Source organism: Aquimarina spinulae (assembly GCF_943373825.1).
Taxonomy (GTDB): Bacteria; Bacteroidota; Bacteroidia; order Flavobacteriales; family Flavobacteriaceae; genus Aquimarina; species Aquimarina spinulae.
Genome location: NZ_CALSBP010000001.1, coordinates 521,053 through 544,385, shown reverse-complemented (window position 1 = coordinate 544,385; position 23,333 = coordinate 521,053). Strand labels below are relative to the sequence as shown.

Here is a 23,333-nt window from a genome sequence, read left to right as displayed (position 1 = left end):
TTCTCAGGAATAAATTTTTAAGGTGTTTTTCCAACCATGATTTGTTGGTTCAGAGGTAAAACCCCATTTCGAATGATAACTCTCTGTAAGTCGAGCCTTTATGTATTTCAGTCCTGTACCTTCTTCTCCATTATTTGTTGCTCGCTCCTCAACAGCAGCAAACGTTAAAAATGTATAACACTTATAATGGCTATTCGATTCAAAAATAAGTTTAAATTTAATACTATTATCTTCTAGAGGTAAACTGTGTGTAATTCCATTTTCCAGTAGGGTGTGAAGAATTGCAGGAGGTATTTTTTGCTCAGCGTCTATGCCTTCATCTTCCCAGGAATAGTTTATTTCTTTCCGGTACTCCATAATCTCAAGATGCGTAAGACATAGTTCTATTTCTTGTGAAATGGGGATCAATGTTTGATTTTCTATCTGGTTAAAAAGATCAAATTCTTTGGCTAACGCTTCTATAAACAAAACTCCTTTCTGAGGTGCTTCTTCCACCCAATCTATCAATGATGTCAAGGTGTTCATTAAAAAATGAGGTTGAATATTCTTTTTAAGTAGTTCTAGGCGCAAGCGCGTGGATTGAACTAAAGAATTTTCATAAGCCAGGCGTTGTTCTTTGATTCTGAGAGAGAGTAAATAAAACATACCCAGAAGGATAAGACTGAAACCTGCAAATAGGCTTTTGTTAAAGGGAGTGACAAAACCTATAGGCACGGATAGTAGAAGGGTCAACAGTACGAGACGAGCACCTTTCATCTTTTTATAAACCCCAAACACCACAATTCCAAATGAAAAAACCCACATGCTCAAAGCCATATTATTGGTAGTTAATTCGATGACATGTTTTGATAGGAAAAAGAATAATAGAACGCCCGTATAAATAGTCAGTAGTAATTTTCGTTTGGGGAAAGGAAACTGCATTGAAAAATAGAACGGAATCAAAAAAGAGATTCCGAACATTAGAAAACTTATGATCTGAAGACGTATGACATGAAGACTGTAATGAATCGGTACATATGCTTTACTGAACTCCGTCAAGATCAGAATAAAAAAGAGAAAACAGCTAATGCTGAAAATTAGTGTGGTATATTCCTTTTTATCGCTTAGAAACAGAAACAGAAAATAGAAAGAGGCGATAAGAAAGGCTCCTGCAAAAAGATGCATATAGGAAGATTCTATCAACCGGTCGATTAATATATCATCATAATAGTCTATCTCTAGCACCTTTATTCTTGTATGATCTGGAAAATAATAAAGACTTGATCGTAGTGCCAATAGATGTTCTCCCTCTTCTGTTAGATGAGTAGGAATACTAAAAGTAACCCACATTTTACCTTCAGGGCCAAGTATTGCTTCTTGTCCGGGGTTACCATTTTTCCCAATCAATACTCCATCCCAAAAAACCTCATACTCTCCATAGGCATGTAACTGAATACCATATGGGTGTAATGATTCCGAGGTCTTTAAAATATCAATTTTAGTTCTGGACCAGAAAACCTTACCATCTGGCACTAATCTTATGCGTTTTCTCCAGTCCTGATCATTCAAGTTCTTCGAAGCCCATTCTTGTTGATCTCCAACCTGCAATACAGTCTCGTATTTCTTGTAAATAGAACTTTGAGAGCAAGAGGTCACAAGTAGCAATACTAGAAGAAAACAAGGCAAAAATCTCAAGTTCATTTTGAAGTGGTTTTACAGATCTAAGCTAATCATTATCAGATAATTTCTTTGAGTAGTTCATTAATACATAGAGCAGTTGGCAAATTTTGCATTGAATTCATGAGAGAAAAATACAACTTTTGTACGATAAAAAACCATGAAAAATACATTGACACTGACAAAAGAGTCTATTCCAAATCACTTTGTATCCTGATAGTTGCAAAAAAAAATTGACTTAACCTGAAGAGACGCTCTAAATATACAAAAGGAAGAAAATATGAAAACTAATAATTTGAAACAAGTAAAAACCTTAACCTTTGTGACTTTGTTACTTGGCTTGATTGCTTTTTGTCAGGAAAGTGACAAATCAAAATCTTGTACAATTGGTTATACATCATTATCATCAGGCATTATAGAAATTTATCAAAAAAATACTGAAGGTAAATCAAATATTAAAAGTACAAATGAGAAAGGTGGCTACCTAGCTTGGTCTCCTGATGGAAAACGTATTGCTTTTTATGCAAAATATGATGACAAAAAGACTTGGTCTATTCATACAATGAATAGTGATGGCACGAATAGAAAACGATTAACTCATGCAAAAAATAAATGGGATAATGCTCCTGATTGGTCTCCAGATGGAACAAAAATTGTTTTTGCAAGAGAGTATAAAGATGCTGAAGGGGTTTGGCATCCCGAAATTTGGATCATGAATTCAGATGGTAGTGAACAAACTCAAATAAAGTCACTAAAAGGGAGTAACCCTTATTTTACTCCAGACGGTAAAATTGTCTTTTCTTGGGAATTCGAAGATAAGAGTAGTGCTATAAGTATAGCAGACATTGATGGAAAAAATATCATTCAGCTAACACATAATGGTGCTAAAGAATGGCATCCAGATGTTTCTGCTGATGGTAAGCAAATTGCCTTTATGTCTGATAGAGATGGAAACTTTGAAATTTATGTCATGGATATAAATGGCTCTAATCAAAAGCGATTGACATATAATGATGTTCGTGATTCTATGCCATCCTGGTCACCTGATGGTTCTCAACTAATCTTTATTTCAAAAACGGATGGAATATCTACGATTTATAGTATGAATAAGGATGGCTCTTCAGTAAAAAAAATTATATCCAATGGAGGACAGGCTGCATGGTTAAAAATCATTAAATAAACAGCTGTTAAGATTTTATAAATATGAAAAATAGTATCACAATTCTCTTTATCCTAATTCTTTTTCAATCCTGTGCAGAAGAATCAAATACTGATACTACCATTGATTTAATTAAAAAGGTAGAAACTGGTCTTACAACTCGGGTACATATAGTCGGTGATTCAACATGGTCTATAGAAGAACGTATGAAACACTATGGCATTCCGGGTGTGAGTATTGCGGTAATACATAATGGTAAAGTTGCCTGGGCAAAAGGATACGGTGTAATGGATACCAAAAGCAAAGTTCCTGTGACTGATAAAACACTATTCCAGGTATCAACAATTGGTATGTCTTTAACTGCATATGGTGCATTACGTCTTGTAGACCAAAATAAAGTAACTTTAAGTGAAGATATTAACAGTTATTTAAAATCCTGGAAATTGCCTGATAGTGAATTTACCAAAGAAGAGAAAGTCACCATAAAAAACCTTTTGAGTCATTCTGCTGGAATAAACGTGCACGATTTTCAAGGATATAGTAAAAGTTCTCCTGTACCCACACTTATAGAAATATTAAATGGAGCTTCCCCAGCCAATTCAAATCCAATCATCGTAGATAAAGCACTTAATGAAAATCTTTGGATTTCAGCTGGTGGCTATACGATCATTCAACAAATGATGATGGATGTTGAAGGTAAAAAATTCCCAGAGCTAATGAATGAATTAGTGCTCCAGCCTTTAGAAATGAACAACAGTAGGTTTAATCAATCTCTTAGCCCAGAGCAATTACCGATAGCAGCAACGGGTTATTTACGAGATGGTTCTATGGTAAAAGGTAAAAGACATATCTATCCAGAATTGGCTTCAAACGGATTATGGACAACTGCAGAGGATCTTGCAAAATTTGTAGTCAACATACAACAAAACCTAAAAGATGAGAGTAACAAAGGATTATCAAAAGATATGACAGAATTAATGCTTACACCATCTGCAAAAAATCGTTATGGACAATATGGACTGGGCTTTTCAATTTACAATAAGAAGGATGAAGTCTACTTTGAACACCACGGATGGAGTACAGGGTTTTATAGTAGAATGACGGCTCATAGAGACAATGGATATGGTGTAGTTGTGTTAACCAATACCCCTCTTCCATCTTTTGTTTTTGAAGTGTTTCGTTCTGTTGCCCTTGCTTATGAATGGGATAATTATTTCCCTGTACATAAAAAAATGGAAATTGAACAGTCTTTAGTAGATGAAATTACTGGTAGATATCTGGCCAATGGTAGGATTGTAGAAGTTTTTCAAAAGGACAATCAACTGTTCTATAAAAATATCCTTGACGTAGAAGCAGAAGAACTAGTCAAAGTCTCAGATAGTAGTTTTGTTAGAAGAAATTCTAGTCGACTTATGCAATTCAAGCCAAATTCTGAAAATGAAACGCTCAATTTACTTTATATTAATAGTAGCGATGGAACAATAGCTTCAACTTTTGTTAAGATGAATTCTGATAAAAAAGAACCAGTAGAATTCCTTCTTGAAGGTGACTTTGACAAAGCACTTAATGTATATAGGGCCTTAAAAGAACATGACCCAACTTATCCTACAGTTACTGAAGACTATTTGAATGATCTGGGATATAGTTTTTTCCGTGAGGATAGAATGACATTAGCACAAGATGTTTTTAAAGTGAATATGATGCTCTACCCAGATAGTTTCAAAGTATACGAAAGTTATGCAGAAGCCTGTGTGAAAATTGGAGAAATTGATCTGGCAATTTTAAATTATACTAAATCACTTGAATTAAACCCTCAAAATAACGGTACCAGACATAAGCTTAACGAATTACAAAAAAGTGAATGAAACCAACTTTAATCTAATTTAATAGTGATTTACGGCTAGTGTTAAACATGGATTATGCTATAGTTTTATCCAACATTTGATTTATGTAAAGCCAAAAGCCACTTAGTAATCAATCTTTCAATAAAAAAATTATTAATATGAAATACAGTATCTCAGTTCTCTTCATCCTAATTCTTTTTCAATCATGTGCAGAAGAATCAAATACTGATACTACCATTGATTTAGTTAAAAAGGTAGAAACTGGTCTCACAACTCGGGTATACATAGCCGGTGATTCGACATGGTCTATAGAAGAACGTATGGAACACTATGGCATTCCGGGTGTGAGTATTGCAGTCATACATAATGGTGAAATTGCATGGACAAAAGGGTACGGTGTGATGGATAAGGAAAGTCAAACCCCGGTAACGACACAAACACTTTTCCAAGCATCAGCATTGAGTATTCCTGTAACGGCATATGGCGCATTACGTCTTGTAGAACAAAATAAAGTAGGCTTAGATGAAAATATTAACAGCTCCTTAAAATCTTGGAAAGTACCGGAAAATGAATTTACTAAAGAAAAGAAAGTAACAATAAGAAATCTTTTAAATCATTCTGCTGGAATATATCCTCGTAGAATAGGAGGATATAGATATAATATAAATGAAAAAACTCCAACACTTGTAGAGATACTAAATGGAATTTATCCAGCTAAAAACGAGCCAATTACCGTAAATAAAGAGCCTGGTGAAAGTATTCGTTTTGAATATGAACACTATGTGCCTATTCAACAAATGATGCTGGATGTTGAGGGGGAAACATTCCCAGAGATCATGCATGAACTCGTGTTACAGCCCTTAGAAATGAAAAACAGTACGTTTAACCAATCGCTTATCACAGAGCAGTTAACGAAGGTAGCAACAGGTTATTTGCAAGATGGTTCTATGGTAAAAGGTAGAAGAAATATCTATCCTGCAATGGCTTCATTTGGATTATTGACAACTCCCGAGGACTATGCAAAATTTATAACCAATATACAGCAAACCCTAAAAGGTAAGAATACTAAAGGATTATCAAAAGATATGACAGCATTAATGGGTACACCATATGGAGTGCGTAATTCTGGTTGGTCATTTACATGGGGGTTAGGGTTTCAACTTCTTAATAAAAACGATGAAATCTACTTAAGGCATCATGGATGGAATAGAGGTTTTTATGCTGAGATTGTGGCTCATAGAGACAAAGGTTATGGCGTGGTAGTGTTCACTAATTCCACTTTTCCAGCTTTCAATGCTGAAGTGATTCGCGCTGTAGCCCTGGCATATGATTGGGATAATTATGTTCCGGTACATAAAAAAATAGAAATTGAACAATCTTTAGTCGATAAAATTACTGGTAGATATCTGGCCAATGGCAGGATTCTAGAAATTTTTAAAAAGGACAATCAACTGCTCTATAAAAATATACTTGATGTAAAAGCAGAAGAACTAGTCAAAGTCTCGGATAGCATTTTTGTTAAAAGAAATTCTAGTCGACTTATGCAATTCAAGCCAAATTCTGAAAATAAAACGCTCAATTTACTTTATCTTAATAGAAACGATGGAACCATAGCTTCAACTTTTGTTAAGATGAATACAGGTAAAAAAGAACCCGTAGAATTCCTTCTTGAAGGTGACTTTGACAAAGCACTTAATGCATATAGGGCCTTAAAAGAACATGACCCAACTTATCCTACAGTTACTGAAGGCTATCTAAATGATCTAGGCTATAGTTTTTTCCATAAGGATAGAATGAAATTATCACAAGATGTTTTCAAAGTGAATATGATGCTCTATCCAGATAGTTATAAAGTATACGACAGTTATGCAGAAGCCTGCGCAAAAATTGGAGAAATTGATATGGCAATTTTAAATTATACTAAATCACTTGAATTAAATCCTCAAAATAACCATGCCAGGCATGAGCTTAATGAACTACAAAAAAGTGAATGAAGCCAACTTTAATCTAATATATATATACGATCTACACCTACAAATCTTCATAATTTCTTTATAAAAGCGGTATATCAATGACGAAATGGTTTTATCATTTAATTGTTGTGTTTATCCTATTTAAGGTATTAAACATGGATTATGCTATATTTTTATTCAACATATAATTAAAGTAAAGCCTTTTAATAATCAATCATTCAATAAAAAAATCATTATATGAAAAATATGATCTCGGTTCTTTTAACCATAATTCTTTTTCAATCCTGTGCAGAAGAATCAAATACCGATACTACAATTGATATCATTAAAAAGGTAGAAATTGGTCTCACAACTCGGGTATACATAGCCGGTGATTCGACATGGTCTATAGAAGAACGTATGAAACACTATGGCATTCCGGGTGTGAGTATTGCAGTCATACATAATGGTGAAATTGCTTGGGCAAAGGGTTACGGTGTCGTGGATAAAGAAAGTAAAATTCCTGTAACAAAAGAAACGCTTTTTCAGGCAGCAGCAACTAGTATGCCGGTAACAGCCTACGGTGCATTACGTCTTGTAGAACAAAATAAATTAGACTTAGATGAAAATGTCAACAGTTATCTAACATCCTGGAAAGTACCAGAAAATGAATTTACCAAAGAAAAGAAAGTTACTATAAAAAACCTTTTGAATCACTCTGCTGGAATACATCCGCGTGGAACGGGATCATACAATATAAATGAAAAAACCCCAACACTTTTAGAGATTTTAAACGGGATTTCTCCAGCTAAAAATGAGCCCATTACAGTAAATAAAGAGCCTGGCGAAAGTGTTCGTTTTGCATATGCAAGCTATGTGCCTATTCAGCAAATGATACTAGATGTTGAAGGGAAAACATTCCCAGATGTTATGAATGAATTAGTGCTTAAACCCTTAGAAATGAACAACAGTACGTTTAACTTATCACTTACTACAGAGCAATTAACTAAGGTAGCAACAGGTTATTTAAAAGATGGTTCTAAGGTAAAAGGAGGAAGAAAGATTGATCCTGCATTGGCTTCAACTGGATTATGGACAACTGCCGAGGACTATGCAAAATTTATAACCAACGTACAGCAAACCCTAAAAGGTAAGCGTACCAAAGGATTATCAAAAGATCTGACAGCACTAATGGGGACACCATATGGAGTGCGTAATTCTAGTTGGTCATTTACATTGGGCTTAGGGTTTCAACTTTTTAATAGAAATGATGAAATCTATTTAAGACATCACGGATGGAATACAGGTTTTTATGCAGAGATTATGGCTCATAGAGATAAAGGGTATGGTGTGGTAGTGTTCACTAATTCTACTTTTCCGGAGTTTAATGCAGAAGTGATGCGCTCTGTAGCCCTGGCGTATGATTGGGATAAGTTTGTTCCAATACATAAAAAAATAGAAGTTGAACAGTCTTTAGTCGATAAAATTACTGGTAGATATATCTCCAATGGTAGGATTGTTCAAGTTTTTCAAAAGGACAATCAACTCCTCTATAAAAATATACTTGACCTAGAAGCTGAGGAACTAGTCAAAGTATCAGATAGTAGTTTTGTTAGAAGAAATTCTAGTCGACTTATGCAATTCAAACCTGATACTGAAAATGAAACAGTGAATTTACTTTACCTAAATAGAAACGATGGAGCAATAACTTCAACTTTTATTAAGATGAATATTGATAAAAAAGAACCAGTAGAATTCCTTCTTGAAGGTGATTTTGACAAGGCACTTAATGCATATAGGGCCTTAAAAGAACATGACCCAACTTATCTTACAGTTACTCAAAACTATTTAAATGATCTAGGCTATGATTTTTTCCATGAGGATAGAATGAAATTATCACAAGATGTTTTCAAAGTGAATATGATGCTCTATCCAGATAGTTATAAAGTATACGATAGTTATGCAGAAGCTTGTATGAAAACCGGAGAAACTGATCTGGCAATTTTAAATTATACTAAATCACTTGAATTAAATCCTCAAAATAACGGTACCAGACATAAGCTTACCGAATTACAAAAAAGTGAATGAAACTATTAAAAAGGAAGGAAAAATGGTAACTAATAATTTGAAACAAGTAAAAACTATAAAAACAACAACAGGACTATTACTTTTAATGCTTCTTTTTCTTTCATGTAAAAACGAGCCAAAAAAGAACTCTAATGTCTTAAGCACTACAAGTCCAAAATATGAAACGTATAATTATTCCGGATTTACAAAAGAAGAAATTTATGCATTCCATAAACGTATTTACGAAGGAGGCAATTGGACCGAATACGGCGATTTGGAACGGTATTTTTATTTAAACTTCTCCCAAATAAAGGAACACTCACGCATACTTAGATCAGATACACCAAAAATTCTTGAAGAAGCGCCAAGAGATGATGTAAAAAATTTTATTACCACAACAGATTTAAAAAAAGGAGGTGGGTTATCATTAAATGACTATGTGCAGCAAGTAGAAGTTAATGGGTTAATTATAATTCATAAAGGAAAAATCGTCTTTGAGGGCTATCCGAGAATGTTCCCAACCGATTTGCATATTAATATGGTAATAACCCAAGTCTTTGTGAGTACTTCAATTGCAATTTTGGAAGATAGAGGTTTAATCGATACTAGCAAACTTATTGATTACTATTTTGATGCTCTTAAGGGTTCAGGTTGGGAAGGTGTTTCAGTAATTGATATTCTTTCTATGAGTTCCGGAATAGATCGTGTCCCATTGGAGACCTATGAGGTAAGTTTTGACCCAATTAAAGATTTAGCTACTGCGAAATCAATCAAGCCTTCAGGAACGGAGTACCAATGGTCGAATGCTGATGCTATGGTATTAACGCTACTAATCGAAAAAATTAGTGGTCTTACCTTTCAAGATTTTGTGGAACAGGAAATATGGAGAAAGATAGGATCAGAATATAGTGCCCTTTTAGGAACCAATACTAATGGGACCTCTATTTCATATGCCGATGGTATGTCAACAACACTTCGAGACCTTGCTAGATTTGGTTTTGCTTTTACCCCTAGTGGTAGAAAGGGTGCCAATCCAATAATTTCTGATGCACATTTATCAAAAATTCGGAATGTAAATAAAAACCTCAATAAGTCACGGGATCCAAAAGAAAAGAAATATAGCAGTTATCAATGGGCTGCAGTATACGAGGATGGCGATTTTTATAAAGGTGCACATGGAGGTCAAGGGCTTTATATATCACCTTCGAAAGATTTGGTTATTGCATATTTCGGAACTGCCAATACTGATCGTCAAAGCAATCAACTTCATGTCATTTCTCGACAGCTTTCCAAATCTGGACTGTTTGATCTTGAATAAAATGATCTACAAAGGATACAGTACATCAAATATCTAGACCTTAAAAAATATTTATAAATCATGAAAAACAAAACAGGACTACTACTTTTAATTCTTCTTGTACTAACACAAAATAGCTTTGCTCAACAAAAAGATAACCTCGCTCCAGAAGCTACAGCTGCCGAAGCCACACTCTCATTCAGAGATATTCCTGAACTCAAAAAAGCCTTTATCGATGTAGCGCCAACCGATAAAAAAGACGGTATCCGCGTGGGTAAATTAGGCATCGATGGTGGCAATAAAGCGATGATTCTTACCCTAGCGCAAGAGATCGCCGACCATAAATATGGTAATTTCGACAGCTTTCTTATTGCCCATAAGGGTAAGCTAATCTTTGAATCCTATTATTCACGTGGTCGTATCAATCTACCGCACCCACAAGCATCAGCGACTAAAGCTTACACCAGTTTGGCACTCGGTCGTGCTATCCAGTTGGGGTATCTGTCCATGGCCGATCTAGACAAACCGTTAGTTAGCTTTCTCAAAGACCTGGACTCAACAAAATTTGTTGAGGGTGCAGAAAAAATCACGCTACACAAGGCGTTGACTATGCGTTCTGGTATCCGCATCAGTAAAGAACAGAGAGAGGAATTTGAGAAAACCCCAACTATGTTAAAAGGCCAGGGACAAGTTCAGGCTTACCTCGAGCATAGTGCGCCTATTACTGCAGATTCTCAGAGTTTTAAATATCAATTCGATCCAATATTGGTGATGCAAGTCATTGACGCCGTCGTGCCAGGCACTGCTAAAGATTTTATCAAAAATGAACTTCTTGATAAAATGGGCATCACGAATTATGGCTGGGAGACAAGTGTTAGTGGCCTGCCAAGCTCGGGAAGTCGCTCGAGCATGACATCACGCGATATGGTCAAATGGGGCACCTTGGTCATCAATAAAGGTAAATGGAATGGCGAACAGCTTGTTCCAGAAACTTTTATTGCAAGATCTACCAGTAAAATTGTCAATCAAAGTGATGAGTATGATGACACTACCAGTGGTGTTTCCGACACGGCTTATGGCTATTTCTGGTGGCAGGCCGATTTTTCCACAGGCGATAAAAGCTACCTCAGTAAATCGGCTAGAGGCGGTAGCGGACAAAATATCTATGTAATCGAAGCGCTTGATCTCGTTGTTGTGACCACTACTCATCGTCCTGTTGATAGCTCAGTATCACTAACAGCGACAAGAGTTCTCCCAGCTTTTATTAAAAAATAGAAAACATGAAAACAATGAAATTATTAATATTGACATTAGCTATATCGTTTCATATTGCCTTTGCTCAAGAAAATATGGAAAACGATCCTAGTTTTCCACTCTTAGAGGGACCCTATCTTGGGCAAAATCCACCTGGCTTAACACCTGAAGTTTTCGCTCCTGGAATTGTTTCGACAGAGCATCGTGACCTTAGCGCTTTCTTCACACCCGACATGAAAGAGTTCTATTTTACTAGGAAAGATGTCAAAAATAAAAAATGGCTGTTAGTTGTTTTTAAATCCGAAAATAACCGATGGAGCGAGTCTGTGGTGGGCCCCAGGGTAGGTCGACCCATCTTAGCTCCCGATGGTAAAACCATGCACTTGGGTAGCAAATATATGGAGCGTACCGAGACTGGTTGGTCAGCCGTGAAAAGTCTTGGCCCCATGTTTGACAGGGAAGACTGGGGTATTATGCGCTTGTCGGCATCCACCAAAGGCACCTTTGTTTTTGACGATTATAAAAACAACGATGTAATCCGCATATCAACGCTCAAGGACGGCAAACGCCAAGTGCCAAAGAAGATGGGGCCAGTGGTCAACACAGGAAAATGGACAGCCCATCCCTTCATTGCGCCAGATGAGTCCTATTTAATCTGGGATAGTGAAAAAGACAGTGGATATGGTGATTCTGACCTGTATATCAGTTTTCGACAGCAAGATGGTTCTTGGGGAGTAGCAATCAATATGGGAGATAAAATTAATACTAGTTCTTGGGAATCTGGAGGATACGTAACTCCAGACGGAAAATATTTTTTCTTTAATAGAGCAGACACAGATGGGGATATATTTTGGGTAGATGCTCAGGTTATTGAGAATCTTAGACCCAAATAGGACGGAACGTATAGAGAACAGATTGAAAAAGGTAACGATTTACCTTTTGAATGAAGTGCCTGTTGATGTTGCTGGAAGTAGACCTTTTTAGTAGGACAAAGCATTGCTTTGGGCCAGACGAAGCGCAGATACCAGCTGGCGGGTTGAAATTATAAATTGCAAACACAAAGAAAGAAAACATGAAAACAATGAAATTATTTATATTGACACTAGCTATATCGCTTCATACTGCCTTTGCTCAAGGTAATAAGGAAAACGCTTCTAGCTTTCCAGTATTTGAAGATCGTTATTTTGGTCAAAAACCACCGGGATTAACACCTGAATTATTTGCTCCTAAAATTCTTTCTCCAGAAGGGCTTTTTGAAGGTGGCAGGTTTTCGCAAGATATGAAGGAATTCTATTTCACTAGGAAAAATGGGAAATATGAAAAACGCACATTTTTTGTTATTCGATATGAAAATAATAGTTGGGGGAACGAATCTGAAACCGAACTAAAATGGCCAAGATTCTCTGAGGATGGCAATACGATGTACGTTGGTAAGGAGTATAGAAAACGGACAGACACTGGTTGGTCAGAGCCCAAAAGTACAGGTGAATTTTTAAAAGACCAAGCACATGGTTGGTCTATTTCATCCAATGGAACTTATTATTATGCTGTATATAAAAAAGAAGACATGAACATAAACGGCTCTCTTTATTATTGTCCATTTGTAGACGGCAAGTATGAAAATCCAGTAAGAATGAATGCCGATATTAATACAGGGGAATACATAGCTCATCCCTTTATTGCGCCAGATGAATCTTATTTAATTTGGGATGTTAGACGAGAAGGTGGATATGGGCAAGCAGATCTCTATATCAGTTTTAAACAAAAAGATAAAGAGAACTCTTGGTCACCTTCAATGAATATGGGGCAAGCGATTAATAGTGAAATGCAAGAAAGCTCACCCATGGTGACACAAGATGGGAAATACTTATTTTTTACTAGAGGAGAATGGATAGAAAAGGAAGATGGAAGAACTTATTATGTAGGTAAAAGACATTGGGTTGATGCTAAGGTTATAGAGAATCTAAGACCCAAATAGGGCAGAACGTATAGAAAATAATAAAAACCATGAAAAACAAAACAATAATGAAAAAAAGAAGAGTTATTTTATTTCTACTAATAGGATTCATTTTTTCAGGAGTATATGCTCAAAAAATAGAATGGAAGGAAAAGGCAAAGCTTCCTCAACCTATGAGAGGAGCAGCAGTAAGCTGCAATAATAATATCTATTTTATGGAGGCACATTCTAAAATTTCGGGAGTTTATGAATATAATGTCGTTGAGGATACGTGGAAGAAAACAACAAATATGATTACTCGGGGATGGAATGTAAATTTAGTAGAAATAGATGGATTAATTTATGCTATTGGAGGAGCAGGAGGAGCAGGAAAACCTCTAGACAGACTAGAAGCCTATAATCCTTTAAACAACACATGGAATGTATTGGCGCCAATGCCAACAGGAAGACAACACAACACTTCATGCGTAGTTAATGATAAAATCTATGTTATGGGCGGAATAGCTAAGTCTAGCAGGACAAATAAAATCGTAAAAACCGAAAATAACGAAGTTTATAATCCAAAATCAAATTCATGGCAAACCTTATCCCCTCTACCTACGCCTTGTGGAGATCCAATAATTTCTGCTGTCCGGAACAATATTTATGTGCTTTGTGGCGATGTTTTATGGAAGTATGATACACTTTCTGATACATGGGAAACGAAAAAGAATTGTCCTGTTTGGATTTCTATTTTGCTTGGTAGTGCGGTTATAAATGATAAAATTATTTTCCCCGGTGGACAAAACAAAGATGAAAAAGCCGTTTCAAGTGTATATATTTATGATACAACAAACAATACATGGATTAAATCAACCAATTTACCCAAACCAATACAGATAGGAGGTATTACTACACTCAATGGTAAGATTTATATGATTGGAGGGAATGATACTGATTTTAACAAATATGATACTGTATATGAAGGAACATTGGTCGATTAAGAGCCAGCAACTGACAAAGAACTCTGTTAAAAAATAGATAAAATCTTGATAATCAATTAAAAAAAAGAATATGAAATATGTAAAAATCTTATCCATTTTTTTGACTTTACTACTGGTATTGGGTATCTACACAGGTTATTGAGAATCTTAGACCCAAATAGAGCAGAACGTATAGAGGACAGATTGAAAAAGGTAACGATTTACCTTTTGAATGAAGTGCCTATTGATGTTGCTAGAAGTAAACCTTTTTAGTAGGGCAAAGCATTGCTTTGGGCCAGACGAAGCGCAGATAACAGCTGGCGGGTTGAAATTATAAATTGCAAACACAAAGAAAGAAAAGATAAAGACAATGAAATCATTAATATTGATATTGACATTGGCTATATCGCTTCATACTGCGTTGCTCAAAAGAATATTGAAATGATACACAAAGGGTAGAAAACTCTTATTTAGAATTGCCTCGAATACAGGTGACTCCCATCAAGGAGACTATGACTGGGAGGCAATATGAACTGTATAAAAACAAAAAATAACGGGCGACAACACCATTTATATGATCATACCAGTTAAGCGATAACTCAAAGGTTCTTGTATATTTGCTACGGCGCATAGATTTGTCGACAGCAAGGCAACATTTTGCCCTGCTATGACAAATAGTTAACGTTAGCTAAAAGCAAAAGAAAAATTATGGTAAAAAAAAGATCTATAACATTCTTAATTTTTTTAATCATTTTTGCACAAGGATATTCGCAAAAGATTGAAACATTAAAACAGAAAATTGAGGATATTATAAATTCTAAAAATGCAGTAGTTGGAGTTGCAATCAATGGAATGGAAACTAAAGACTCGTTAAGCATCAATGGACAAAGACACTTCCCAATGCAAAGCGTATTTAAGTTTCCAATTGCATTAACTATTTTATCTGAAATAGATAAAGGCAACCTTTCTCTCGAGCAAAAAATTGATATCAAGAAAAGTGAGTTATTGCCTGGACTATGGAGTCCCATACGAAAAAAATATCCAGAAGGAGCTACACTTACCATAGCAGAAATTATAAAATATACAGTTGCTTTAAGTGATAATGCAGGCTGTGATGTACTACTAAAACTTCTTGGCGAACCTCAAGCTGTTGAACATTATTTTTCTAAGCTCGGTTTTAAAGATTTTTCTGTAAAAATAAACGAAGAAACCATGCAAAATAATTGGGATCTACAGTTTTTAAACTGGACAACACCAAAAGAAGCGAACAAGATCCTGGCAACATTTTATAAAAACAATAACAATCTACTTTCTAAAGAAGGCCATGAATTTGTGTGGAGTGTAATGAAAGGAACCAAAACAGGTAAGAACAGATTAAGAGGGCAATTACCTAAAGAAACAATAGTAGCGCATAAAACAGGCTGGTCGGGAGTACATAAAGAAACAGGGATAACTGCCGCAGTAAACAACATTGGAATTGTTTTTCTTCCTAATGGAAAATACTTTATCATAAGTGTTTTTGTCACAGAATCAGTAGAAAACTTTGAAACTAATGAGAAAATGGTATCTGATATTTCGAAAGCAGCCTGGGATTATTTTATAAACCAATAACTATAGGTTTTCCTACTTATCTTACTCAAATATTTGTAATAATATCTCGATGGTATGGATTTGCACTTTAAATGTATCATTGGGTTCATAAAATCTTTTTTCATAAAGCAATACCCATTGCCCGGGAGAGACTTCCTCTACTTCTGATCGATAAAAAAGCATCTATGATGTTATTCATAAAAACAAATTCTACACATTTTATTTTCTTTTATCGTATTTTATCAACCAATTATCGATCTTAATTTGTTATTTTTTATTTTTTTGATAGGAAATTTCTCTCCATTTAACTACTTTGGTTGTCGTTAACATTACCAATTTATGCAGGTTTTTAAATAAAAGACTAACAACCAACAACATACCTTCAAAATCGAATGGAAGTTATCACTATACTCCCTTACAATCAAACACCTAATAGAAGTATACAAGGCATTCTGCAAAAAATAGTTTTCAGATTTCGAGGTAAACCCCATAAAACTACCCCACATAATAAATTAAATATAAATAGCTTATGAAACACAAAAAAAACATGCTACGGGCAGTGTTTCTCCTTTTAGGACTAGGAGGACTACATGCGCAAGAAAGTCTAATCCCAGCAGGTGGTGAAACTACCGGTACAGGAGGCTCTGCTAGTTACAGCCTGGGACAAATCGTTTATTCTACTCATACTGGAAACGACAAAAGTGTAACCCAGGGGGTACAACAACCCTATGAAATTTACAGCATTAGTGATAATGATGAAAATGACGAAACTATAAGCATTACATATTCAGCTTATCCCAATCCCACAACAGACATACTTAACCTACAAGTGCAAAATACCTCAGAAGCGTTGAGTTATCAATTGTATGATTCGCATGGTAAAGTGGTAGCAAGCAATACAATTGCTACAACAACTACCGCTATCAATACCAGTAGCCTACCCAATGCGACTTATTTTATGGAAATATTAATGGGAGATAGAGAAGTAACAAAATTTAAAATAATAAAGAATTAATAACAACCAAAGTATGAAGAAAAAAATTACTCTATTAATTGGAATTGTATTAACTACAATATCATGGGCTCAAAGTCCAGAAAAAATGAGTTATCAGGCCGTAGTAAGAGATGCCGATAACGCTCTTGTAACCCAAAAACCAGTAGGTATGCAAATTAGTATTTTGCAAGGTAGTGTAAGCGGAACCGCCGTATATACAGAAACACATACCCCCTCGACAAATGTTAATGGTTTGGTAAGTTTAGAAATTGGTACAGGAGCTACTTCAGACGATTTTTCTACCATCAATTGGAGCGGTGGCCCCTATTTTATAAAAACTGAGACAGATCCGGAAGGAGGAACCAATTATACCATTACCGGTACAAGTCAACTAATGAGTGTGCCTTATGCTTTGCATGCTAAAACAGCAGAAAATGTAACCGGTACCCTAAACGAAACAGACCCAACTTTTACTGCCTGGGACAAATCTACAGGAATTACTATCACAGAAAGTCAAATTTCTGATTTAAGTGATAGCTCTACAACTAACGAATTAAATACTAGTGTTGCTCTTAACGGGACAAATCTCGAAATCACAGATGCAGGAGGAACAATTACAACCGATCTATCTAGCCTGACAACTATAGCCTTAGAGCGACAACTATTTAAAACCAGTGGTACATTTACAGTACCTTCAGACGTGACCTCAATTAGGGTAACCATGATTGGCGGTGGTGGATCTGGTGGTTCTCGAGGCCCGGGAGGAGAGTTTGGAGCTGGTGGTGAAGCAGGAAACTATGTAAGAAATCAAATCGTAGCCGTTACACCAGGAGCTACATTAGCAGTTACTGTAGGTACTGGTGGGGTTCCCGCTACTTGTTCGATCCCATGGACCAATGGTTGTCCAGGAAACCCAGGAGGTACCAGTTCTGTTGGTTCATTAGTAACTGCAACAGGTGGTGCCGGTGGTTGTGGTAGTTGTCTATCGGGCTCAGACGATAAAAGCGGTAAGATTGGGCCATTTGGTGTTTTTGGATCAGGAAGTGATGGTGTTGACGTATTTGAGGTCAATTCTGCAGCAGGTAATCCTGGTATGGTATTAATAGAATATTATTTCTGGTAGGATTTTATTCTTTTAACAAACCTATATAAAACAAATGGGCAATAGAATACTATAAGATTACTAAGAGTATTCTATTGCCCTATTCACTCTAACTGAACGTTGTTTGGTATTGTAAAGTTACTAGTTTATGCCATCGAGTAAATAAAAAATAATTAGTAATTTGTATAGTCCATTTTCTCTCCCTTCGAGATACAAATGTACCATATAAAAGACATTATCAGTACTATGGCTAAAATAAGAGATCCAAAAATGGATACAAAAGATAAGATTGCAATTGTCGGCGGAGGAATCGGAGGCTTAACAATGGCTCTAACTCTAAAAAAGAATAACCAGGATTTTAAACTCTTCGAAAAATCTAATGAATTTAAAGAAGTCGGAGCAGGCATCGGACTTGCATCTAATGCCCTAAAAATATTTGACAAACTTAATATAGGTGAAGAATTAAGAACAAAAGGGCATTTGTTAAAAAGAACAATACTTGCCACCAAAAAATTAAAAATTCTAAAAACAGTTCCTTTCCCAGAAGAGGTTTATTGCATTCACAGAGCATCAATCATAGACGTTATCTCCAGCAAATTAGATCAAAACTCGTATGAGCTAGGCAAAGAAGTTAAAAGTATTGAAAACGAAGAAAGCGTAAAGATTACATTTAAGGATCATACCGCTATAGAATTTGATACTTTAATTGCTTCTGATGGAATTAACTCTACGATTAGAAAGTCTATTTTTCCCGAAATTAGAATAAGACATACCCATCAAATAATTTGGAGAGGAATTACTGATTTTGATATTAACTCTGATCTAAAACACACGTATTATGAGCTTTTTGAAGGAACATTACGGTTCTTATTCTTACCGTTAAACGATACCAAAATATTCTGGTTAGCTGTACAGGAAAAAAAGAATTTTAATAAAGGTGTGTCGACATCTTTAAAATCGTATCTATTAGAAACCTATCAAAATTTTGCTCCTATAGTGTTGGATATGCTAAACAAAACAACCGAAAGTGATATCCTTCAAAATGAACTGGTAGATATAAATCCTAGTTATAAAAACTGGTTTAAAAACAATACTGTTTTTATTGGTGATGCTATTCATGCTACTACACCAAATCTTGCACAGGGAGCTTGCCAAGCTATCGAAGATGCATACACTTTGGGGCTTTGTCTTAAAAACAATACCAATACTGCTTTTTCTGAATACCAAAACATAAGATCTAAAAAAGTTAAATATATTGTGAAACAATCCTGGAAAATTGGTAAAATGTCAATGACAAATACTAGTTTTCAAAAAAAACTACTCCTTTTATTATTGAGACTTCTTCCCAAAAAACAATATCAAAAAAGATTTAATCGCATAATCAACATTGAATATTTAGGTACATTAGAGCATATTGCCAGTGGTAATACCAAACCAATCGAAGACATTTAAAATTACAATAGAAGTACACCGATAGCTTTACTACATGCTATAATCATAATTTTATAGATCTATACCATTAAAATCATCCCTTTTTTACAACTATTCGTCACAAACCAGAGGTATATCATGACGCATATATTTTTATTCTGCATATTTGGCGGTATCTTTATTGTATAGCATCACACTAAAACAAATATTTACAAACGTTTATAAATACGTATAAGTAGGTATATGTGTACTATTGCGCATATAACATTGTTGGCAACAAGTATCCGACTTAAAAAACACTCTTTTGAAAATCAGAAAGAAAAAAGAAGACATACGAAAACAGATACTATTGAAAATTAAATATTATCGACATTCTAGAGGAATCAGGTTTTTCGATAATTCAAACAATTTACTTGAAGAGAAATTAAAGCTTGAAAGTAATGAATTAGAAGTCGTTTTAATAAAATTTAGTAGAAAAGAAAAAATATTATTGACTACCAAAAACATCTATTATTTAGACAAAAATAATGTTCAAAAGATAATTGGAGAAAATATCGACCGATTTGATTATATGGAATTTATTAATGGAGAAAAGATAATAGAAGAAAAGTCAAGATTAAAAATATTTTTTTTAAGACTTAAGATGAACTTTAGAATTGGAACTTATAGAATTATCGAAAAGAATAACTCATTTGTAGAATTAAAAATATGGAAGACAAATTCTGCGGACTGCTTAAATGGTGGAATTAAGAAATTGAAATTTGTTGGAACTAAATACGAAGCAATATAAACCAGTTGCTAACAATGGCTATAATTAATACGGGTTTGGCTGTTTAAGATATAAAGTTGGCATATCAGCTAAGTCCGCCAAATCTTTTGATTTGGCTTTAAAATGAAAAAATAAAAACAAAATAAAAAGTTTTGGCTAAGTCCTTAATCGGAAATTAATTGCTTTTTAATCCCGTACTAATCATAGCCGAGACGTTAGCAGTAAGCACCCAAATATTATGTTGATATTTTATATAATCATTGCAATTTTCATAGCTTGGATTTGGGTTAACTATTTTTTATTAATTGATATTTATGAAAAAGATTACCATTATATTTTTAACTCTTTTTATTAGTTGTCAAAATGATGATGGTCCTAATATTGATGAAAATAAAGAATTTTTAGTTAGTAAAGTTTTTGATTATCAAAATAGATTCTTGGCAGAATATATTTATAACGAAGAAAACCAATTGACAAGAAGAATTTTTATTGATCCAGAAACAGGAAATTCTTCTGACTTAATATTTAATTACATTAATAACAAAGTAAATGAAGTTAAATATATAGACTATACTTTTCCTGAATTTAGTAACAGTATACTTATCTATTATAATGATTTAAATAGAATTATCAGAAGTGAAGTATTAAAAAATGGAAATATTCTAAGTCATGTTAACTATGAATATTATTCAAATGGGCGATTGAAACACCTTTTTCCGGATAATTCTTCTCCTTTAAATTTATATGAATATGATAACAATGGTAATGTACACAAAGTAACTCATTATTATACAGACCCAACAACTGGTAATATTTCAGAGGAAATTAGTAGATATTCATACGACATTAATAAAAAGCCGTCCTTTAATTTAGACTACATTATTCAAATTGATTTAATACCAAAAATGGGAGGTATTGGAATATTGGAAAGAAATATTTCGTCTAATAATATGACTATTTATGATAATGGTAAAACAAAATTAAGTTACATCTATAATGAAAATGGTTTGCCAATTTCTATATTAACCGAATGGGAAAATGTTACTACTCAAGAGCCGATGCTTTTAAAAATAGAGTATATAGAAAAATAGTACTGTTACTAACAAAGGATAACTAATTGCTGTGGTCATTGTGTACTTACAAAGTTAAGTGCTAGCCTACTCAACTACTCATAGTCGAGACGTTACAAACAAGCTAAAAAAATGATGAACGTATTTTTATATCTACTTATAAGTACATTAACATTTGGACCCAATGTTAACAAAATGAAGACTGAATCCAATGAACAAGAAAAAAATTGCTTGCTAGCAAAGTATTTTAATACTATTGCAGATTATATTAAAGTCCAGGGCGAACAAATAAAACTTTCAAAAAGATTACTTTCTGACAAAGAATCTTTGTCACTGGAGATTTCGATAAGTAATAGGTATCTTGAACTTGAAGAGTATCAAGATTACAAACGGATTATTGTAATAAATAAAAGTGAAAACCATAAAATCTCTGCTTATTTCGTATCAAACGAAAATAATAAAATCCTAATTTCAGCTTATTATTCAAGATTTGATATTGAAGAGGATATAAAAACTAGAACTGAAGACTGGTGCAATGTTATTTCTGAGTTCACCCGAAAACAATGATCCAGTTATAACAAGGTACAAACGGTATTAAAAATGCAGTAAAACACAGTTTAGCGAAATCATTGAAGCAAATTTAACTCTAATGAAAAAATTAAGCAAAGAACTTTACGATACAATAAAGTGGGGCAAAAGTGATAACCACTTAAAGAAAGTACAATCCTTAATTCATGATGGTGCAGATGTAAACTATAAAACATCAAAAAAAGCTTGGAGCATGCTACACTGGTGTGTGTATGATAATATTCCTAATATTTTAGAGTGTTTAGCAAGTAATGAAGCCATGATTAATGAGAATAATAATAAGTATAATTATGCCCCCATACATCTTCTACCAAAAAGAGCAAAAAATACTAGGTGTGTTGAAATACTTGTAAAACATGGGGCAAATATTAATATTGAAGATAAGGAGGGTTTAACAGCTCTACAGCATTTACTGCACCCAAACACTGGGAAAAATGACCAATCAGAAAAGTACATGCTACAAGCAGAATACTTAATTAAGAATGGTGCCATCACAAACCCAACCAATGGGACGTATCATCCGATTATTGGGGCTGTTGGGATTGAGGCTGAAGTTCTGGTGAGAATGATATTAAATAATATCCCTCCTAAAGATATATTTATTGAAGCCCAACAATACGCTATAGATTTGGGGCTTTTGAATATTTCGGAATTATTTAACCTTGAAAAACAATAAAATTAAAGATAGCTCCCTATTTGCAGATACTGTTTTGACTCTATCTTTAATAATAATTGATTCACATAAAAATCAAGGTTCTTAAGATTTGACAGTCTTTACTGGAGTTGAAACCACAATTAAATTAGAATATGAATAAAATTCCTGAAATAACTTCAAAAGATAAGATTCGTCCGCCTGATATTTTATCCGATAATTTGTTATATATAGGTCATTTTGGGTTCAATACAAAAACAAAAAAGGTTAAAATCATTAAAAGATTAGACAAAAAATGTCATCAATTGGTCTCATTCAAAATAATGACGAATGGCTGTGCTACTCATTATTCATGTAATTCGGATTGTTTGATTGATATATTGGGGAAGAATAAAGTTGAAGATAAATTAATCAAATGGCTCGATGAAACACAGATTACTGTATCAGGAGATTCTGGTTTACTGATTAGTGAATACAATGAAAGTTTATTTTTCAATGATAAAAACTATAGGCTGAAAGGATCTGAAATTGATTGTAAAGGACAAAAATCTAAAGATGGAGAATTTTGGATCGATGTATACGACTCTTATCATTTTCCTGGAATCAATTTTTTTATCAAAATACAAGAAATTGATCATGATAAAGAAAGTATTAAGCTAATGATTAAAGGCAGGACCGAATTTTATCCTATAGCATTCTCTGGGTGGATTCCTTTAGAATATATAGATCCTGAAATTTGGATTGAAGACTTTTTCAAGAATTTAGCATCAGAGAATAATCCAACATATAACAACTACTTTTTTTCTGGAAACCAAATCGAATTATGGCCTGGTTGGAATAATTATCCAGGAAAGTATGAAGAACGAATTAAGCAAATTTCTATTTATTTTGGTTGGGAAGCAAAATTGATTCCAAACTCACCAGCTCCTCAGGATAGATGGTATTTTAGTAAAATATAACATTTCATAACGCATACTAAAGCGTATTGC

20 protein-coding genes are annotated in these 23,333 nt (G+C 34.2%); 18 read left to right on the top strand and 2 right to left on the bottom strand.

Annotated features, from left to right (window positions below):
- Positions 1-3: 3 nt before the first annotated feature.
- On the bottom strand, positions 4-1,680 hold the full coding sequence (locus NNH57_RS02505) for a histidine kinase (protein ID WP_108808621.1): 1,677 nt from the start codon (positions 1,678-1,680) through the stop codon (positions 4-6).
- Between the two features lie 256 nt (positions 1,681-1,936).
- Between NNH57_RS02505 and NNH57_RS02500 the strand changes: the two genes are divergently transcribed.
- The 10 genes from NNH57_RS02500 to bla all read left to right on the top strand — a co-directional run bounded on the left by NNH57_RS02500 (position 1,937) and on the right by bla (position 15,759).
- Positions 1,937-2,836 carry a DUF5050 domain-containing protein gene (locus tag NNH57_RS02500; protein ID WP_108808620.1) on the top strand — a complete coding sequence of 300 codons (900 nt, stop codon included), beginning with the start codon at positions 1,937-1,939 and terminating at the stop codon, positions 2,834-2,836.
- A gap of 23 nt (positions 2,837-2,859) precedes the next feature.
- A complete protein-coding gene (locus NNH57_RS02495) occupies positions 2,860-4,680 on the top strand; it encodes a serine hydrolase domain-containing protein (protein WP_108808619.1) in 1,821 nt (606 codons plus the stop codon).
- Positions 4,681-4,817: 137 nt separating this feature from the next.
- On the top strand, positions 4,818-6,653 hold the full coding sequence (locus NNH57_RS02490) for a serine hydrolase domain-containing protein (RefSeq protein ID WP_108808618.1): 1,836 nt from the start codon (positions 4,818-4,820) through the stop codon (positions 6,651-6,653).
- Between the two features lie 216 nt (positions 6,654-6,869).
- Positions 6,870-8,699, top strand: a complete 1,830-nt coding sequence (locus NNH57_RS02485; RefSeq protein ID WP_108808617.1) for a serine hydrolase — start codon at positions 6,870-6,872, stop codon at positions 8,697-8,699.
- Positions 8,692-9,996, top strand: a complete 1,305-nt coding sequence (locus NNH57_RS02480) for a serine hydrolase domain-containing protein (RefSeq protein WP_074407775.1) — start codon at positions 8,692-8,694, stop codon at positions 9,994-9,996. The genes NNH57_RS02485 and NNH57_RS02480 overlap by 8 nt, the downstream gene beginning before the upstream one ends.
- A 60-nt stretch (positions 9,997-10,056) precedes the next feature.
- On the top strand, positions 10,057-11,250 hold the full coding sequence (locus tag NNH57_RS02475; RefSeq protein WP_108808616.1) for a serine hydrolase domain-containing protein: 1,194 nt from the start codon (positions 10,057-10,059) through the stop codon (positions 11,248-11,250).
- 5 nt (positions 11,251-11,255) lie between these two features.
- On the top strand, positions 11,256-12,122 hold the full coding sequence (locus NNH57_RS02470) for a TolB-like translocation protein (protein WP_108808615.1): 867 nt from the start codon (positions 11,256-11,258) through the stop codon (positions 12,120-12,122).
- 203 nt (positions 12,123-12,325) lie between these two features.
- The gene (locus NNH57_RS02465) at positions 12,326-13,207 is read left to right on the top strand and encodes a hypothetical protein (protein WP_199915434.1); all 882 of its coding nucleotides are present in this window, start codon (positions 12,326-12,328) and stop codon (positions 13,205-13,207) included.
- Positions 13,208-13,254: 47 nt separating this feature from the next.
- Positions 13,255-14,169, top strand: coding sequence for a Kelch repeat-containing protein (locus NNH57_RS02460; RefSeq protein ID WP_159099288.1), 915 nt, complete (start codon positions 13,255-13,257; stop codon positions 14,167-14,169).
- A 684-nt stretch (positions 14,170-14,853) separates the two neighbouring features.
- Positions 14,854-15,759, top strand: a complete 906-nt coding sequence (gene bla / locus NNH57_RS02455) for a class A beta-lactamase, subclass A2 (protein WP_373419390.1) — start codon at positions 14,854-14,856, stop codon at positions 15,757-15,759.
- 21 nt (positions 15,760-15,780) lie between these two features.
- Here bla and NNH57_RS02450 read toward each other — a convergent pair whose 3' ends face one another.
- A complete protein-coding gene (locus tag NNH57_RS02450) occupies positions 15,781-15,921 on the bottom strand; it encodes a hypothetical protein (RefSeq protein ID WP_159099287.1) in 141 nt (46 codons plus the stop codon).
- 346 nt (positions 15,922-16,267) lie between these two features.
- On the opposite strand from NNH57_RS02450, the gene NNH57_RS02445 reads away from it, so the two are divergent.
- The 8 genes from NNH57_RS02445 (at position 16,268) to NNH57_RS02410 (ending at position 23,303) form a co-directional block, all read left to right on the top strand.
- Positions 16,268-16,753 carry a T9SS type A sorting domain-containing protein gene (locus NNH57_RS02445; RefSeq protein ID WP_074407781.1) on the top strand — a complete coding sequence of 162 codons (486 nt, stop codon included), beginning with the start codon at positions 16,268-16,270 and terminating at the stop codon, positions 16,751-16,753.
- Positions 16,754-16,766: 13 nt separating this feature from the next.
- Positions 16,767-17,855 (top strand): glycine-rich domain-containing protein, encoded by a 1,089-nt coding sequence (locus NNH57_RS02440; RefSeq protein ID WP_108808613.1) that lies wholly within the window; start codon positions 16,767-16,769, stop codon positions 17,853-17,855.
- A gap of 225 nt (positions 17,856-18,080) precedes the next feature.
- A complete protein-coding gene (locus NNH57_RS02435) occupies positions 18,081-19,286 on the top strand; it encodes an FAD-dependent monooxygenase (protein ID WP_159099286.1) in 1,206 nt (401 codons plus the stop codon).
- Positions 19,287-19,569: 283 nt separating this feature from the next.
- Positions 19,570-20,055, top strand: a complete 486-nt coding sequence (locus tag NNH57_RS02430) for a hypothetical protein (RefSeq protein ID WP_074407784.1) — start codon at positions 19,570-19,572, stop codon at positions 20,053-20,055.
- A 293-nt stretch (positions 20,056-20,348) separates the two neighbouring features.
- Positions 20,349-21,125, top strand: coding sequence for a hypothetical protein (locus NNH57_RS02425; RefSeq protein WP_108808611.1), 777 nt, complete (start codon positions 20,349-20,351; stop codon positions 21,123-21,125).
- 174 nt (positions 21,126-21,299) lie between these two features.
- Positions 21,300-21,671, top strand: a complete 372-nt coding sequence (locus tag NNH57_RS02420; protein WP_132066226.1) for a hypothetical protein — start codon at positions 21,300-21,302, stop codon at positions 21,669-21,671.
- An 82-nt stretch (positions 21,672-21,753) separates the two neighbouring features.
- Positions 21,754-22,368, top strand: a complete 615-nt coding sequence (locus NNH57_RS02415; RefSeq protein WP_074407787.1) for an ankyrin repeat domain-containing protein — start codon at positions 21,754-21,756, stop codon at positions 22,366-22,368.
- A gap of 131 nt (positions 22,369-22,499) precedes the next feature.
- The gene (locus tag NNH57_RS02410; protein WP_108808609.1) at positions 22,500-23,303 is read left to right on the top strand and encodes a hypothetical protein; all 804 of its coding nucleotides are present in this window, start codon (positions 22,500-22,502) and stop codon (positions 23,301-23,303) included.
- The last annotated feature ends 30 nt before the right edge of the window (positions 23,304-23,333 follow it).